The organism is Kribbella sp. NPDC055110 (assembly GCF_053607525.1).
The window spans coordinates 217,490-232,461 of record NZ_JBSGTS010000005.1; the positions used below are offsets into that span (position 1 = coordinate 217,490).

The 14,972-nt window shown below is 69.0% G+C and carries 11 protein-coding genes; 4 read left to right on the top strand and 7 right to left on the bottom strand.

The window, feature by feature from the left end; all coding sequences use genetic code 11:
• The first annotated feature begins 63 nt into the window (after positions 1–63).
• Both ACWF0M_RS10830 and ACWF0M_RS10835 read left to right on the top strand, forming a co-directional pair.
• Complete coding sequence (locus ACWF0M_RS10830; protein ID WP_452235411.1) at positions 64–1,971, top strand: Na+/H+ antiporter; 1,908 nt, start codon at positions 64–66, stop codon at positions 1,969–1,971.
• Between the two features lie 4 nt (positions 1,972–1,975).
• On the top strand, positions 1,976–2,392 hold the full coding sequence (locus ACWF0M_RS10835; RefSeq protein WP_452235412.1) for an HIT family protein: 417 nt from the start codon (positions 1,976–1,978) through the stop codon (positions 2,390–2,392).
• Here ACWF0M_RS10835 and ACWF0M_RS10840 read toward each other — a convergent pair.
• From ACWF0M_RS10840 to ACWF0M_RS10870, 7 genes are all read right to left on the bottom strand, one after another.
• On the bottom strand, positions 2,369–2,920 hold the full coding sequence (locus tag ACWF0M_RS10840; protein ID WP_452235413.1) for an N-acetyltransferase family protein: 552 nt from the start codon (positions 2,918–2,920) through the stop codon (positions 2,369–2,371). The genes ACWF0M_RS10835 and ACWF0M_RS10840 overlap by 24 nt on opposite strands.
• Complete coding sequence (locus tag ACWF0M_RS10845; RefSeq protein ID WP_452235414.1) at positions 2,901–3,458, bottom strand: HEAT repeat domain-containing protein; 558 nt, start codon at positions 3,456–3,458, stop codon at positions 2,901–2,903. The genes ACWF0M_RS10840 and ACWF0M_RS10845 overlap by 20 nt, the downstream gene beginning before the upstream one ends.
• A 293-nt stretch (positions 3,459–3,751) precedes the next feature.
• The gene (gene acnA, locus ACWF0M_RS10850) at positions 3,752–6,526 is read right to left on the bottom strand and encodes an aconitate hydratase AcnA (RefSeq protein ID WP_452235415.1); all 2,775 of its coding nucleotides are present in this window, start codon (positions 6,524–6,526) and stop codon (positions 3,752–3,754) included.
• Between the two features lie 146 nt (positions 6,527–6,672).
• Entirely contained in the window at positions 6,673–7,605 is a 933-nt protein-coding gene (locus tag ACWF0M_RS10855; protein WP_452235416.1) for an LLM class F420-dependent oxidoreductase, read from the bottom strand.
• A gap of 10 nt (positions 7,606–7,615) precedes the next feature.
• Positions 7,616–10,252: a hypothetical protein gene (locus ACWF0M_RS10860; protein WP_452235417.1), complete on the bottom strand. Its 2,637-nt coding sequence runs from the start codon at positions 10,250–10,252 to the stop codon at positions 7,616–7,618.
• 36 nt (positions 10,253–10,288) lie between these two features.
• Positions 10,289–11,488 carry a class I SAM-dependent RNA methyltransferase gene (locus ACWF0M_RS10865; protein ID WP_452235418.1) on the bottom strand — a complete coding sequence of 400 codons (1,200 nt, stop codon included), beginning with the start codon at positions 11,486–11,488 and terminating at the stop codon, positions 10,289–10,291.
• Positions 11,485–13,512, bottom strand: a complete 2,028-nt coding sequence (locus ACWF0M_RS10870; protein ID WP_452235419.1) for an amino acid permease — start codon at positions 13,510–13,512, stop codon at positions 11,485–11,487. The genes ACWF0M_RS10865 and ACWF0M_RS10870 overlap by 4 nt, the downstream gene beginning before the upstream one ends.
• Before the next feature lie 94 nt (positions 13,513–13,606).
• On the opposite strand from ACWF0M_RS10870, the gene ACWF0M_RS10875 reads away from it, so the two are divergent.
• Together ACWF0M_RS10875 and ACWF0M_RS10880 are read left to right on the top strand one after the other, a co-directional pair.
• Positions 13,607–14,269: a potassium channel family protein gene (locus ACWF0M_RS10875; protein WP_452235420.1), complete on the top strand. Its 663-nt coding sequence runs from the start codon at positions 13,607–13,609 to the stop codon at positions 14,267–14,269.
• Positions 14,270–14,278: 9 nt separating this feature from the next.
• Positions 14,279–14,953, top strand: coding sequence for a potassium channel family protein (locus ACWF0M_RS10880; protein WP_131341098.1), 675 nt, complete (start codon positions 14,279–14,281; stop codon positions 14,951–14,953).
• Positions 14,954–14,972: the final 19 nt, after the last annotated feature.

Consider the following 14,972-nt stretch of genomic DNA (forward strand, 5'->3'; position numbering starts at 1 on the left):
ACGCTAGAGGACAGGTCCCCGGCTGACCAGACCCGAGGCTCAGGTAGCTGCGACACTGTCCGCGTGCATATCGCGATCGAGGTCGTGGCCCTCGTCGCCGTCGTCGCGGCGGTCGCCGCGCTGGCGCGGCGGCTAGGGATCTCGGCCCCTCTGCTGCTGGTCGTCATCGGGATCGCCGTGTCGTACCTGCCGTTCATCCCGCGGGTCGAGCTCGCACCCGAGGTCGTGCTGGTCGGGTTCCTGCCGCCGCTGCTCTACTCGGCCGCGATCAAGACCAGCCTGGTCGACTTCTCCAAGCACCGGCGGTCCATCGGGCTGCTGTCCGTCGGCCTGGTCGCGTTCACCGCGCTCGGCGTCGGCGTCGTCGCGTGGTGGCTGCTCGGTCGGGTGGCGGAGTCGATCGGCCAGGAACCGCTGCCGTTCTGGGCCGCGTTCGCGATCGGCGCCGTCGTCGCGCCGCCCGACGCGGTCGCCGCGACCGCGATCGCCAAGCGGGTCGGCCTCCCCCGCCGCATCGTCACGATCCTCGAGGGCGAAAGCCTGCTGAACGACGCGACCGCGCTGGTCTGCCTGCGTACGGCGATCGCTGCCGCCGTGGTCGCGCCGACCGTGTGGCACGTCGGCCTCGATTTCCTGCGCGCGGCCGGCGGCGGTGTCCTCATCGGCCTCGTCGTCGCGTTCGTGCTGGCGAAGATCCGCCGCCAGTTCACCGATCCGGTCCTGGACACCACGCTCAGCCTGACCGCGCCGTTCATCGCGTACATCGCGGCGGAGAACCACTACATCCACGCGTCCGGCGTACTCGCGGTGGTCGTCACCGGCCTGCTGCTCGGCCACAAGGCCCCGATCATCCAGTCGGCGAAGTCGCGGATGTCGGAGCGGACCAACTGGCGGACGTTCCAGTTCCTCCTGGAGAACACGGTTTTCCTGCTGATCGGGCTGCAGACCCGATGGATCCTCGATGACTTGACCGCGAGCCCGCTGCCGGCGTGGCTCATCGCGACCACGACCGTCGCGGTCTTCGTCGCGGTGATTCTCCTGCGGCCGATCTGGATCATCCCGACGACCATGCTGTCCCGCCGCTTCCTCGGACCCTCGCGCCCCGGCCCGGTGTCGCGCCGGGCCCTGATCGTGGTGTCGTGGGCCGGGATGCGCGGCGTGGTCACGCTGGCCGCGGTCTTCACGCTGCCCGAGGACACGCCGCATCGCGAGGTCCTCGTGTTCATCGCCCTCGCCGTCACCGCCGGCACGCTGCTCGTCCAGGGCTCGACGCTGCCCTGGCTGGTACGTCGCCTGCGCCTGCCGGGACCGGATCCCGCCGAGGACGCGTTGCAGGAGGCCGCCGTACTGCAGGGAGCTCATCGGGCCGCGATCGCCAAGCTCGACGAGATCTCGATGCCGACGGATCCGCCCGCGATTCTCGACGTACTGCGTCAGCGGGGTGAGGCGCGGGCCCAGGCTGCGTGGGAGCGGCTCGGGCGGCCGGAGACCGAGTACGAGACGCCGAGCGAGGCGTACCGGCGGCTGCGGATCGCGATGCTCGAGGCCGAACGAGCCCACATCCTCAAGGTCCGCGACGCCGGGCTGGTCGCCGACGAGGTGCTGCAGCGGGCGCAGAACGCGCTCGACATCGAGGAGTCGATCCTGGACCGCGACGAGGACGACGACGTCGGCGGGCGCTCCGAGGACCTGAAGCCGAAGACCACGCCGGGTGGCGCGTGTGAGCACCTGGACGAGGCGCCGGTGGTGGTCGCGCCGAACACGCCGGACGGCTGCGAGGAGTGCCTGGCCGAGGGCGGTTCGTGGGTCCACCTGCGGCTGTGCCTGGGGTGCGGTCATGTCGGGTGCTGCGACTCGTCGGTGATGAAGCACGCGAGCAAGCACTACGACCAGACCATGCATCCGGTGATGCGCAGCTTCGAGCCGGGCGAGACGTGGCGCTGGTGCTTCGTCGACGAGAAGCTAGGTTGACGGTATGGCGGACTGTCTCTTCTGCTCGATCATCGCCGGTACGACGCCTGCGCAAATCGTCCTGGACACGCCGGACGTCGTCGGGTTCCTGGACGTCCGGCCGGTGTTCAAGGGCCACACGCTGATCGTGCCGCGGACGCACGTGCCGACGCTGGCCGAGCTGCCCGACGAGCTGATGGTGCCGTTCTTCGGGGCGGCCCGGTCGGTCGCGAGCGCCGTACGGACCGCGTTCGACGCGCAGGGGTCGTTCGTTGCCGTGAACAACATCGTGTCCCAGTCGGTACCGCACCTGCACGTCCACGTCGTACCGCGCACGAAAGGCGACGGACTCCGCGGCTTCTTCTGGCCGCGGACCAAGTACGCCGACGACGCCGAGGCCGAGGAGTACGCCGGGAAGCTACGCGCTGCTCTTGATGACTAGCTCGTACTCCACCTGAGGGAGCGGGTTTCCGTCACCGAAGTCGCGGGTCTGGGTGGCTCCGGTTTCGACGAAGCCGCACTTGGTGTAGAAGCGGCGGGACTGCGGTGTGTCTCTCAGGGTCCAGAGGTGCACACTGTCGTACCCGTCGGCGCGGAGCTGCTGGAGGGTGGCGTCCATCAGGGCCGCGGAGACACCGCTCCCCCAGCCGTCGGGGTGCGTGTAGAAGCTGTGGATCTCGGCTAGCTGCGTCCGTGTGTCCGACGGCTCCGACCAGGACATCGCGAGCGGCCGATCGCCGACGAACCCGAGCATCACGAGCCCTTTGCCTGCCGCGAGCCGCTCGTGCCACCTGGTCAACCGACTCGCAATCCCTTCCTGCGCCACGTCCTCGGGAAAGAGCGGGCCGTACGCTGCACCCCACGACGCCGCATGCACCTCGCCAACAGCCGCACCGTCTGCCGGCGTCGCGAGGCGGGTGGAGATCAGCGCGGCAGCGGGTCCTGAGTGGTCAGCGGACAGGTCGGTCAAGGCGGTCCTCCAGTTTCGCGAGTGCGCGCTCGACGGCCGCGCGGACGGTGTGATCGGGATCGTCCGCGAGCGTCCGGATCGCGTCGGCGTGCTCGTACTCCCCCGCGGCGCCGATCGCACGGACAGCCGCCGCACGAACCCGCGGCAGCTCGTGATCGAGCATCGGCAGGAGCGCGTCGACGAGTTGGCCGAGCTCGCGTTGCGCGGTGATCTTCGCGACGTGTTCACGGACCCGCCAGGCCGGATCGTCCGCAGCGACCAGCAGCGCATCGACCACGTCGTCCCGCCACACATACAGGAACGCCCGAGCGGCCCACACCCGGACCCAGTAGTAGTTGGTCGGATCAACCGGCGCCTTCCACCCACCCGGGTTCGCCGACCCGGTGATCGCGACCAGCTTCGGCAGCTCAGCGCCATACGCCGCCATCCCCGAGATCTCCCCGGTAAGAAACGCCACACACCAGCCGACCACGACGTCCTCGCCGTACGTCGCACACGCCGCCCGCACAACATCCCGCGGCGACTCCCGCTCAGTCATGCAGTCAGTAAACCGCGTCCAACCGACAGTTCAGCACCACCAGCCCACGCACGCCCGGCCGCGGGCTGGTTTCCGGAAACAAACTTCCGCCTGCTGGCGTAAATGTTCCGGAAAGCAGTTCGCTCTTCGCGTTCAGTGCACCGTGAGCCACACGGTCCGGTGGCTTTACCCGTCTGCCTCGATCGTCGAGAACGGGGTCCAGCAGCCGCCGGGAGTGCTGGGGCAGTCGGATGACACCCCAGCCCTCCTCGTCGTACCAGAGGCGGACGACGCCGTCGTCCGCTCCAGTCATGTCAGCCGGCGATCAGGGATCGGAGGACGTACTGCAGGATGCCGCCGTTGCGGTAGTAGTCGGCCTCGCCCGGGGTGTCGATGCGGACGACCGCGTCGAACTCCTGCACGCCGCCGTCGGTCGCGGTCACCTTGACGTGCACCGTGCGCGGGATCTCGCCGTCGTTCAGCGCGGTCACGCCGGTGATGTCGAAGGTCTCCTCGCCGGTCAGGCCGAGGGACTCCGCGTTCTCACCCTCCGGGTACTGCAGCGGCAGCACGCCCATGCCGATCAGGTTCGACCGGTGGATCCGCTCGAAGGACTCGGTGATGACGGCCTTCGCGCCGAGCAGCGCCGTACCCTTCGCGGCCCAGTCCCGCGACGAACCCGAGCCGTACTCCTTACCGGCCAGGATCACCAGCGGCGTACCGGCTTCGGCGTACGACTGCGCGGCGTCATAGATCGTCGTCACGGGCGCCTCGGACTTGGTGAAGTCGCGGGTGAAGCCGCCCTCGGTGCCGGGCGCGATCTGGTTGCGCAGCCGGATGTTCGCGAACGTGCCGCGGATCATCACCTCGTGGTTGCCCCGGCGGGAACCGTACGAATTGAAGTCCTTGCGGTCCACACCGTGCTCGGCCAGGTACGTGCCGGCAGGGCTGTCCGCCTTGATCGAACCGGCCGGCGAGATGTGGTCGGTGGTGACCGAGTCGCCCAGCTTGGCCAGCACGCGCGCACCGGCGATGTCGGTGACCGGCGACGGGTCCTTCGCCATGCCGTCGAAGTACGGAGGCTTCCGCACGTACGTCGACTCGCTGTCCCACGCGAACGTCTTGCCCTCCGGCGTCGGCAGCGACTGCCAGCGCTCGTCACCGGCGAACACGTCGGCGTAGTCCTTGGTGAACATCTCCTTGTTGATCGAGCTCGCGATGGTCCGCTCGACCTCGTCGGCGCTCGGCCAGATGTCCTTCAGGAACACGTCGTTCCCGTCGGTGTCCTTGCCCAGGGCATCGGTCTCGAAGTCGAAGTCCATGGTGCCGGCCAGCGCGTACGCGATCACCAGCGGCGGCGACGCGAGGTAGTTCATCTTCACGTCCGGGTTGATCCGGCCCTCGAAGTTCCGGTTGCCGGACAGCACACTCACGACCGCGAGGTCGGCTTCCTGCACACCGGCCGACACGGCCTCCGGCAGCGGGCCGGAGTTGCCGATGCAGGTGGTGCAGCCGTACCCGACCAGGTGGAAGCCGAGCTTCTCCAGGTACGGCGTGACGCCGGCCTTCTCGTAGTAGTCGGTGACGACCTTCGACCCCGGCGCGAGCGACGTCTTCACCCACGGCTTCGACGCCAGGCCCTTGTCGACCGCGTTCTTGGCCAGCAGCGCCGCGGCGAGCATGACGGACGGGTTCGAGGTGTTGGTGCAGGAGGTGATGGAGGCGATCACGACGTGGCCGTGGTCGAGCTCGACCTCCTGACCGTCCATCGAGATCTTGGTCTTCTTCGACGGGCGCCCCGGACCGCCGTGCGGCACGTGCGGCTCGTCGTTGACGTTGCCGTGACCGTTCGGCGCGTCACTGGCCGGGAAGCTGCCGGTCTCCGACGGGTCGACGTCGAGCTCTTCGGTGGCGTAGTCGGCCAGTGCGCCGCGGAAGCCTTCCTTGGCCTCGCTCAGCGCGACCCGGTCCTGCGGCCGCTTCGGGCCGGCGATCGACGGTACGACGGTCGACAGGTCGAGCTCGAGGTACTCCGAGAAGCGCGGCTCGACGTCCGGGTTGTGCCACAGGCCCTGCTCCTTGGCGTACGCCTCGACGAGCGCGACCTCGTCGTCGGCGCGGCCGGTCAGGCGCAGGTACTCCAGCGTGACGTCGTCGATCGGGAAGATCGCGCAGGTCGAGCCGAACTCCGGGCTCATGTTGCCGATCGTGGCGCGGTTCGCCAGCGGCACCGCCGCGACGCCGTCGCCGTAGAACTCGACGAACTTGCCGACCACACCGTGCTTGCGCAGCATCTGGGTGATCGTCAGCACCACGTCGGTCGCGGTCGCACCGGCCGGGACGGACCCGGTCAGCTTGAAGCCGACGACCTTCGGGATCAGCATCGACACCGGCTGGCCGAGCATCGCAGCCTCGGCCTCGATACCGCCGACGCCCCAGCCGAGCACGCCGAGACCGTTCACCATCGTGGTGTGACTGTCGGTGCCGACGCAGGTGTCCGGGTACGCCTGGCCGTTGCGGACCATCACGGTCCGGGCCAGGTGCTCGATGTTCACCTGGTGCACGATGCCGGTGCCGGGCGGGACGACCTTGAACTCGTCGAACGCGGTCTGGCCCCAGCGGAGGAACTGGTACCGCTCGCGGTTCCGCCCGTACTCGAACTCGACGTTGCGCTCGAACGCGTCCGGCGTACCGAACACGTCGATGATGACCGAGTGGTCGATGACCAGCTCGGCCGGCGCGAGCGGGTTGATCTTGGTCGGGTCACCGCCGAGCTCGCCGACCGCCTCGCGCATCGTGGCCAGGTCGACCACGCACGGGACGCCGGTGAAGTCCTGCATGATCACCCGGGCCGGGGTGAACTGGATCTCGGTGTCCGGGGCCGCGTTCTGGTCCCAGTTGCCGAGCTTGGTGATGTGCTCGGCGGTGATGTTCGCGCCGTCCTCGGTGCGCAGCAGGTTCTCCAGCAGGACCTTCAGCGAGTACGGCAGCGTGTCCGCACCCTCGATGCCCGCCAACCTGAAGATCTCGTACGACTGCCCGTTGACCTCGAGTGCCCCCTTGGCACCGAAGCTGTCGACGCTCGCCATCAACCCGCTCCTCTTGTCCAGTCCGTGTCCGCTGCGCTCCATCCTGCCGAGCGCTGTGACCGGCTGCGAGGTCAGGTTCCCCTAACCTCGCGCCGGAAACTCTCTCGACATCAAGATACACGACATCGAGCCAACTTTTCCCGAGATCAGGAAACCTGTGGAAGAACCTCCGCCGCGATCAGGTCGAGGTGGTCGAGATCCTTCAGATCCATGATCTGGACGTACTGACGCTGCGATCCGACGGCGGCGAACTGCCCCAGCCGGTCGACTACCTCGGCCGGCGTCCCCGCGATGGCGTTCGCCTTGAGGTCCTCGACAGCGCGGCCGATCGCCTCGGCCCGCTGCTTCACCTCGGCGTCGTCCTTGCCGACCACAACCGTGTGCGCGGTGGACAGCGCGAGCGTCTTCGGGTCGCGACCTTCGGCCTCGCACGCTGCCTGCACCCGCTTGAACAGGGTTGCGGTCTCGTCGACGCCGCGGAAGCCCGCGTTGAACTCGGCGGCGTACTTCGCGGCGAGCTCCGGCGTACGCTTCTTGCCCGCTCCCCCGACGATGATCGGCGGGTGCGGCTGCTGGACCGGCTTCGGCAGCGCCGGCGAGTCGCTGATCTGGTAATGCTCGCCCTGGAAGTCGTACCTCTCCCCGACCGGGGTGTCCCAGAGGCCGGTGATCAGTTCGAGCTGCTCGGTGAGGATGTCGAAGCGGCCGGGGGTGTCGGGGAAGTCGAGGCCGTACGCCTGATGCTCTTTCTCGTACCAGCCGGCGCCCAGACCGAGCTCGGCGCGGCCGCCGCTCATCTGGTCGACCTGCGCGACCGAGATCGCCAGTACGCCGGGGTTGCGGAACGTCGCGGAGCTGACCAGCGTGCCGAGCTTGATCCGCTTCGTCTCACGGGCCAGGCCGGCCAGCGTGATCCACGAGTCGGTCGGGCCCGGAAGGCCGTCGTTCTCGCCCATGACGAGGTAGTGGTCGGAACGGAAGAACGCGTCGAACCCGTTCTCCTCGGTCTTGCGGGCGACGGCGAGCAGGTCGTCGTACGACGCGCCCTGCTGCGGTTCGGTGAAGATCCTGAGAAGCATGGCGCCAACGCTATCTCGCGCTGGTGTACAGCTTCTCCAGGTACGACGGTTGCCACTGGGCGCCGCGGCTGTACAACCTGCGGACCAGCTCGTTCGGGTCGAAGCGCTCCTCGATCGGGTTGTCCCACCAGTCGGGCACCTGGTCGTACCACCGGTCGATCCGCAGCGTGCGTCCGGCCGCGTCGATCCGCGCGAACAGCCAACCGCCCTGCTCACCTTGTGCCTCGGTCAGCCACAGATCACCGAGCAGCCCGCTGAGCTTCTCGGCAGCGAACTCGGGGGCGTCCACCTCCGGCGGCTCCAGATCGAACCGGTACGACGGCGCACCCGGGTCGAGCACCTGCACCTGGATCGTGAACCCCGACGGCACAATCGCCGTCCGCGCCCGACACCAGTCATGCAACGCCTGCACCGCAGCCGACTCCTCCGGGCGGGGCCGAGGCCGCTCCACCTCGGCCCGCATAGCCTCCTCGAGAGACCCAGCCGCAGGCACCAGCCGAGGCCCACCGCCACCCACCAGCCCCAACCCAGCCACCAACATCCCACCAACAGCAGCCGACCCGTCAGCCCCGCCTGCAGCGCCGTTTAGGTGTTCCGTGGCGCTCGAATAGTCAGGCTCATCGACGGACCCGACCGACTCCAGCTCGTCTTCGTCCACCACAGGCACGAATCCCGTAGGCATGTCATCGTCCGGGTCACCCCAGAACTCATCGCTCGCCGCACCAGCGCCCGGGATCATCTCCCAGCCACCCTCAAGCGGCTCGGACCAGGGCTCCGGCTCCGGTTCGGGAGCCGGCTGAGGCTCGGGCATCGGTTCCGGCTGGGGCTCCGGCTCAGGCTGCGGAAACGGCTCCGGCTCGGGCTGCGGGAACGGCTCAGGCTCAGGCTCAGGCTCCGGGAAGGGCGCAGGACCGGGCCCTGGGGCCGGGGTCGGCGTCGGGCCGGGGGTCGGCTCGTGTGTCGGGTCGGGAGTGGGACTGGGGTGGGGGGTTGGCTCTGGGGCGGGTGGGGTGGGCTGGGGCCAGGGCGCCGGGTGCGGCTCTGGCTCGGGCCACGGTTCTGGGTGTGGTTGGGGTTGCGGCCAGGGCTGAGGTAGAGGGTGAGGCTCAACCTGAGCTTGAACCTCATACCCCTGCGCACCAGGTACGTCGGCGCTGTCCGCAGACGCCCGTACGTCGAGAGTCTCCGGCGCGGCCGACTGGAGGTCGTCGGTTACTGCGGGGATCTCCGCGGTTTGGTCGTCGTCCGCGTCCGTGCCAGCAAGATCAGCCGTCTGAGGCGCCACGTCGGCGCCCGAGGCAGGCGCCGGGGCGAAGGGAGATGGGCCGGTGAAGGACGACAGTTCGGCTTCGTCGTCGGCCGCGGGCAGGTCGAGTACAGCCTGGATCTCGGCGGTGGGTGCATCGTCGTCTTCGAGGTCCGCGACCTGGGCGAACGGTGAGTCGAGCGGGACCGGGTCTGCGGGTGCGGCTGGCACCAAGTTGTCGGGGGTTGCGTTGGCGGGGTCTTCTACCCATTCGCCGTTGATCCAGGCGGGGCCGGTCCACGGCTGGTTCGGGGTGGGTTCGGCGAACGGGTTGTACGCGCTGGTTGGTTCCTGCTCGGACCAGGAGGACTGTTCTGCGGTTTCCCAGTCCTGGTCGGGCGTGGGGGCCGCGCTGGCGGGGGCGTCGGCGAAGAGGCTGTTGTAGAAGTCCTCGCCTTCGTACACACCGCCACCGACACGCGGAGGTTCCGACGACGGAAGCGTCGGGTCGTACGACGAACGGGACGTCGGGAGCCCGGGATCGGTGAGGTTCGCGGGGAGATACGTGCCGGGCGCAGAAGGATCCACGGACGGCGCGGGCGGGGCGTCGGCGATCGGCTGGCCGGTGAAGGGGCTGATGCCGGGTGGGACGACGTACGACTCCTCGTCGTCGCCTGGCGGGTTGTCTCCGATCACGGGATCTTCAACGACCGACACCTCGGCCGTGTCAGGGTCTGTGGGGAAACTTGCCGGTTCTGCAATGTTCCGGGTGAAGTCCCCGCACGCTGCGACGCCTGCCGGGAGGTCCGGTTGCACAGGTGACCGCGGATCGATCCCGAAGTGCACAAAGAACGCCGCGAGTGCCGCCGCCGTGATCCCGGGTCCGGCCGCGGCCCGGATGAGCTCCACGCCGTACGGGCGGAGTTCGTCGAGCCCGCCGAGGTAGTCGCACCATTCCGCGACCCACTCGACCATCTCGTCGGCGGTCGCCTCGTCGGAGGTGATCCACTCCCCGATCGGCGCGAACCCGTCGTCGACCGGCTGCCACGGGTCCCCGGGGTACGACGCGCGCGCCCAGCTCCCGTTGAACGCGCCGTACACGAACCCGAGCTCGCCCGCGGTCTGGCGCCGCCGCACCTCCGGCTGCCCGATCCACTCCGGGGACCCGGCCAGCAGGTCCTCGCCGGCGGTCCGACTGTGCTGCGTGTGGAATCCCCACAGCACCGCCCGCCCGTCCTCCAGGCGCGCCATCCGCAGCACGGACGCGCTCTCGTCCTGGTGGTGGTACCCGTCCGCGTCGGCGTACCAGCGCCGGTCGAAGCCCGTGGCATGCGCGACCGCGGCGAGTGCAGCCCAGCGGGCGCGCAACTCCTCCGGGTCGTCCAGGTCAACGAGCGGCATCAGGTCTCCAAGCGCATTTGGATCCAGGCCCAGACGCTACCCGAGCCCTCCCCCACTGGCCACTTCACTGTCCACAGGCTCGAGGATGGCGACGCATTCGATGTGGTGGGTCATCCCGAACAGGTCGAACGCGCGCAGGGACGCGATGCCGTACCCGAGGCGCCCGAACGTCTTCAGGTCCCGGGCCAGCGCCGCGGGATCGCACGCGACATACGCCACGCGCCGCGGTCCGAGCGCCGCGATCCGCCGTACGACGTCCTTCCCGGCGCCGGTCCGTGGCGGATCCAGGACCACGAGGTCCACATGCTCCAGGCCCTGGCCGGCAGCCGCGTTCAGGACCCGGTCGACGTCGCCGTGCTCGAGCGTCACGCCGTCCAGGTCGTGCAGGTTCCGCCTGGCGTTCCGGACCGCGTCCTTGTCGCCCTCGATCGCCAGCACGGGGCAACCGGCCTCGGCCAGGAACGCCGCGAACAGCCCGACACCCGAGTACAGGTCGAGCGCGGTCTCACCAGGAGCAGGCTCCAGCCCACTCAGTACGGCGTCCACCAGTGTCTCCGGCGCCGCTGGGTGGACCTGCCAGAACCCACCGGCCTCCACCAGGAACCGCCGGTCGCGCACCACCTCGACCAGCCGCTCCCCCGGGTCCTGGTCGGTCAGTACGGCGCTCTTGCCCTCGGACGACACCACCGCCTGCACCGACGACACACCCGGCCACTGTGAGCTCAGCACGTCCGGTGTCCCCGGGTGCGCGAGCAGGCACTGGTCGATCGGGATCAGGTCGTGCGAGCGGTGCGCGTACATCCCGGGCCGCCCGTCAACGACGGCGTACCGCATCCGCGTCCGCCAGCCCAGCCCGTCGTCACCGGGCGACTCCATCACGATGGTCCGTTCGATGCCGCCGATCCGCCGGAGCGTGTCCGACACGACCGTCGCCTTCAGCCGCCGCTGCTCGACGATGTTGGCGTGCTGGAAGTCACAGCCACCGCACCGCCCCGGTCCGGCGTACGGGCACGGCGGCTCGATCCGCTGTGGGGACGGCGTGAGCACCTGGACCGCGTCGGCCCGCAGGTACTTCGCTGTCTGCTCCGTGATCCGGGCGTGCACCAGCTCCCCCGGCAGAGCGTGCCGGACGAACACCACCTGTCCTTCGTGCCGAGCAACGCAGTGTCCCCCGTGGGCGACTGGCCCTACCTCGAGCTCGACTACCGCCCCAACCAGACTGTTCTCGTCTGTCACCGATCTCCTGACGCCTTGCGGGCACCGCGCCGTACCTGGCCGGCTACCCGTTCCACCCGGTCCTGCCGCTCCTCGGCCCCCTGCGACGAGAGCAGCTGGTAAGGAACGGACGTAACCATCACACCAGGTGTGAACAAGAGCCGCCCCTTGAGCCGCAGCGCGCTCTGGTTGTGGAGGATGTGCTCCCACCAGTGACCGACGACGTACTCGGGGATGTAAACCATCACCACGTCCCGCGGCGACTGCCTCCGGATGTCGCGCACGTACTGCAGGATCGGCCGGGTGATCTCGCGGTACGGCGAGGCCAGCCGCTTCAGCGGGATCGGGATGCCGCGGGCCTCCCAATCGGCCTGCAGCTCGTCCGCCTCGTCCCGGTCGACGTCGACGGTGATCGCCTCGAGCGTCGACGGCCGGGCCGCCTTCGCGAACGCCAGCGCCCGCAGCGTCGGCCGGTGCAGCTTCGAGACCAGCACGATCGAGTGCACCCGCGACGGCAGCATCAGCGGCTCGTCGCCTTCGGCCGTCATCTGCTTGCGGACCGTCTCGTAGTGCCGGTGGATGCCCTTCATCAGCACGAACAGCACGGCCATCGCGATGATCGCGATGTAGGCGCCGTGGGTGAACTTGGTCAGCAGCACGATCACCAGGACCACGCCGGTCATCGTCAGGCCGATCGTGTTGATCACCCGGGAGCGGAACATGTGCCGCCGCTTCGCCGCGTCGGTCTCGGTCTTCAGGTGCCGGGTCCAGTGCCGGATCATGCCGAACTGGCTGAGCGTGAAGCTGACGAACACGCCCACGATGTACAGCTGGATCAGCTTCGTGACCTGGGCGTCGAACGCGATGATCAGGCCGGCCGCGCACAACGCCAGCAGGATGATGCCGTTGCTGTAGGCGAGCCGGTCGCCGCGGGTGTGCAACTGGCGGGGCAGGAAGCCGTCGCGGGCCAGGATCGAGGCGAGCACCGGGAAGCCGTTGAACGCGGTGTTCGCGGCCAGCACCAGAATCAGCATGGTCGCGCCGATCACCACGTAGAAGGCCGGCGGGAAGTTCGAGAACACCGAGTCGCCGATCTGGCCGATGACGGTCTTCTGGGTGTAGCCGTCGCCGACCGGTTGCCCGTTGCTGTACAGCTGGGTGGCGGGATCCTCGGCGTACCGGAGCTTGATCTTGCTGGCCAGGAACAGGATGCTCATCAGCATCGTGACCGCGATCCCGCCGAGCAGCAGCAGCGTGGTCGCGGCGTTGCGGCTCTTCGGCTTCCGGAACGCCGGTACGCCGTTGCTGATCGCCTCGACACCGGTCAGCGCCGCACACCCGGACGAGAACGCGCGCGCCAGCAGGAAGACCGCGGCGAGCCCGCTGAACACTTCGTGTCCCGGCTCGGCCCGCACCTCGAAGTTCGCGCTCTCCGCCATCGGCAGGTTGCCGGCGCCGAGCCGGATCAGGCCCCAGATCGCCATCCCGATGATCGAGAACATGAAGATGTACGTCGGGACCGCGAAGATCCCGCCCGACTCGCGGACGCCCCGCAGGTTCATCGCGGTCAGCACGACCACCAGGCCGACCGCGAGCGGCACCTCGTGCCCCTCCAGGAACGGCAGCGCCGACTTCGCGTTCTGGACGCCGGACGAGATCGACACTGCGACGGTCAGCACGTAGTCGACCATCAGCGCGCTGGCCACCGTCAGACCGGCCGTCGGGCCGATATTCACCGTCGCGACCTCGTAGTCACCCCCACCCGACGGGTAGGCGTGCACGTTCTGCCGGTACGACGCCACGACGACGAGCATCACGAACGCGACCAGCAGGCCGATCTTCCACGAATAGCTGTACGCCGCCAGCCCGGCGACCGACAGCGTGAGGAAGACCTCGTCCGGGGCGTAGGCGACCGACGACAGCGCGTCGCTCGCGAACACCGGCAGGGCGATGCGCTTGGGCAGCAGGGTCTCACCCAGCTGGGTGCTGCGCAGTTTGCGTCCGAGCAGCAGCCGTTTGCCGATATCGCCTAGAGCGGGAGTCACACCGGTGATGTTAGAGGCACCCTCAGGTCGGTGTAGCGTCTATCCCTGCCGAACCGAGCCAGCGGCCCGCCACGGGGCAGGGAGTGATCAGCGAGTGCACGTCGTCATCATGGGCTGCGGCCGCGTCGGGTCGATGCTCGCCCGCGGTCTGGAGAAACGCGGCCACACGGTCTCGATCATCGACCAGTCGGCCGACGCGTTCCGCCGGCTGAGCCCGGCGTACACCGGACGGACCATCGTCGGGATGGGCTTCGACCGTGAGGTGCTGATCGAGGCAGGCATCGAGGACGCGGAGGCGTTCGCCGCGGTGTCGAACGGCGACAACTCGAACATCCTGGCCGCCCGGGTGGCCCGCGAGAACTTCGGGATCAGCAACGTGGTGGCCCGGATCTACGACCCGGGACGCGCCGAGGTGTACCAGCGGCTCGGTATCCCCACGGTCGGCACCGTCCGCTGGACCGTCGACCAGATGATGCGCCGGCTGCTCCCCGAGGGCTCCGAGCCGGAGTGGCGCGACCCGTCCGGCAGCGTCCGGCTGGCCGAGGTCCATGTGCACGCGGACTGGATCGGTCGGCCCGCGTTCGACATCGAGAAGGCGACCGGCGCCCGGGTGGCGTTCCTGACCCGGCTCGGCGAGGGCATCCTGCCCCGCGCCGACACGGTCGTCCAAGAAGGTGACCTGGTGCACGTCGTGATGCTGGAGCGGGACGCCGCCGCGATCGAGGCCCAGCTCGGCACGAAACCTGAAGAGGCCTGAGGAGCTGTGATGCGGGTAGCCATCGCGGGAGCCGGCAACGTGGGTCGTTCGATCGCCGGCGAACTGCTGGAGAACGGCCACGAGGTCCTGCTGATCGACAAGGACCCCCGGGCCATCAAGGCCGAGTCGGTGCCGCGCGCCGAGTGGTTGCTGGCCGACGCCTGCGAGCTGTCCTCGCTCGAGGAGGCCGCGCTGCAACGGTGCCAGGTCGCGATCGCCAGCACCGGTGACGACAAGGTCAACCTAGTCGTCTCACTGCTCGCCAAGACCGAGTTCGGCGTACCCCGCACTGTTGCCCGGGTCAACCACCCGCGCAACGAGTGGATGTTCAACGAGGCCTGGGGTGTGGACGTATCGGTGTCCACGCCGCGGATCATGTCCGCGCTCGTCGAGGAGGCGGTGTCGGTCGGCGACCTGGTCCGGCTGTTCACCTTCCGCCAGGGCGACGCGAACCTGGTCGAACTGACACTGCCCGAGGACTCCCCCATGATCGGTCAGCGCGTCGGCGACGTCGACTGGCCCCTGGACACCGCCCTGGTCGTCATCCTCCGCGAAGGCCGCGTCCTGCGCCCCGACCCGGAAGGCACCCTCGAACTCAACGACGAACTCCTTTTCGTCGCCGCCGACGAAACCGAAGAGCAGCTGGAAGACATGCTCTCACCGCACCACCGCAAGTCGGAGTAACGGGCGCACCTCCTGGGGT

Bases quoted from the DNA above. Each gene is read 5' to 3' on its own strand.
- ACWF0M_RS10835 (WP_452235412.1), top strand. From the start codon at position 1,976: ATGGCGGACTGTCTCTTCTGCTCGATCATCGCCGGTACGACGCCTGCG.
- ACWF0M_RS10845 (WP_452235414.1), bottom strand. From the start codon at position 3,458: ATGACTGAGCGGGAGTCGCCGCGGGATGTTGTGCGGGCGGCGTGTGCG.
- acnA (WP_452235415.1), bottom strand. From the start codon at position 6,526: ATGGCGAGCGTCGACAGCTTCGGTGCCAAGGGGGCACTCGAGGTCAAC.
- ACWF0M_RS10855 (WP_452235416.1), bottom strand. From the start codon at position 7,605: ATGCTTCTCAGGATCTTCACCGAACCGCAGCAGGGCGCGTCGTACGAC.
- ACWF0M_RS10860 (WP_452235417.1), bottom strand. From the start codon at position 10,252: ATGCCGCTCGTTGACCTGGACGACCCGGAGGAGTTGCGCGCCCGCTGG.
- ACWF0M_RS10880 (WP_131341098.1), top strand. From the start codon at position 14,279: ATGCGGGTAGCCATCGCGGGAGCCGGCAACGTGGGTCGTTCGATCGCC.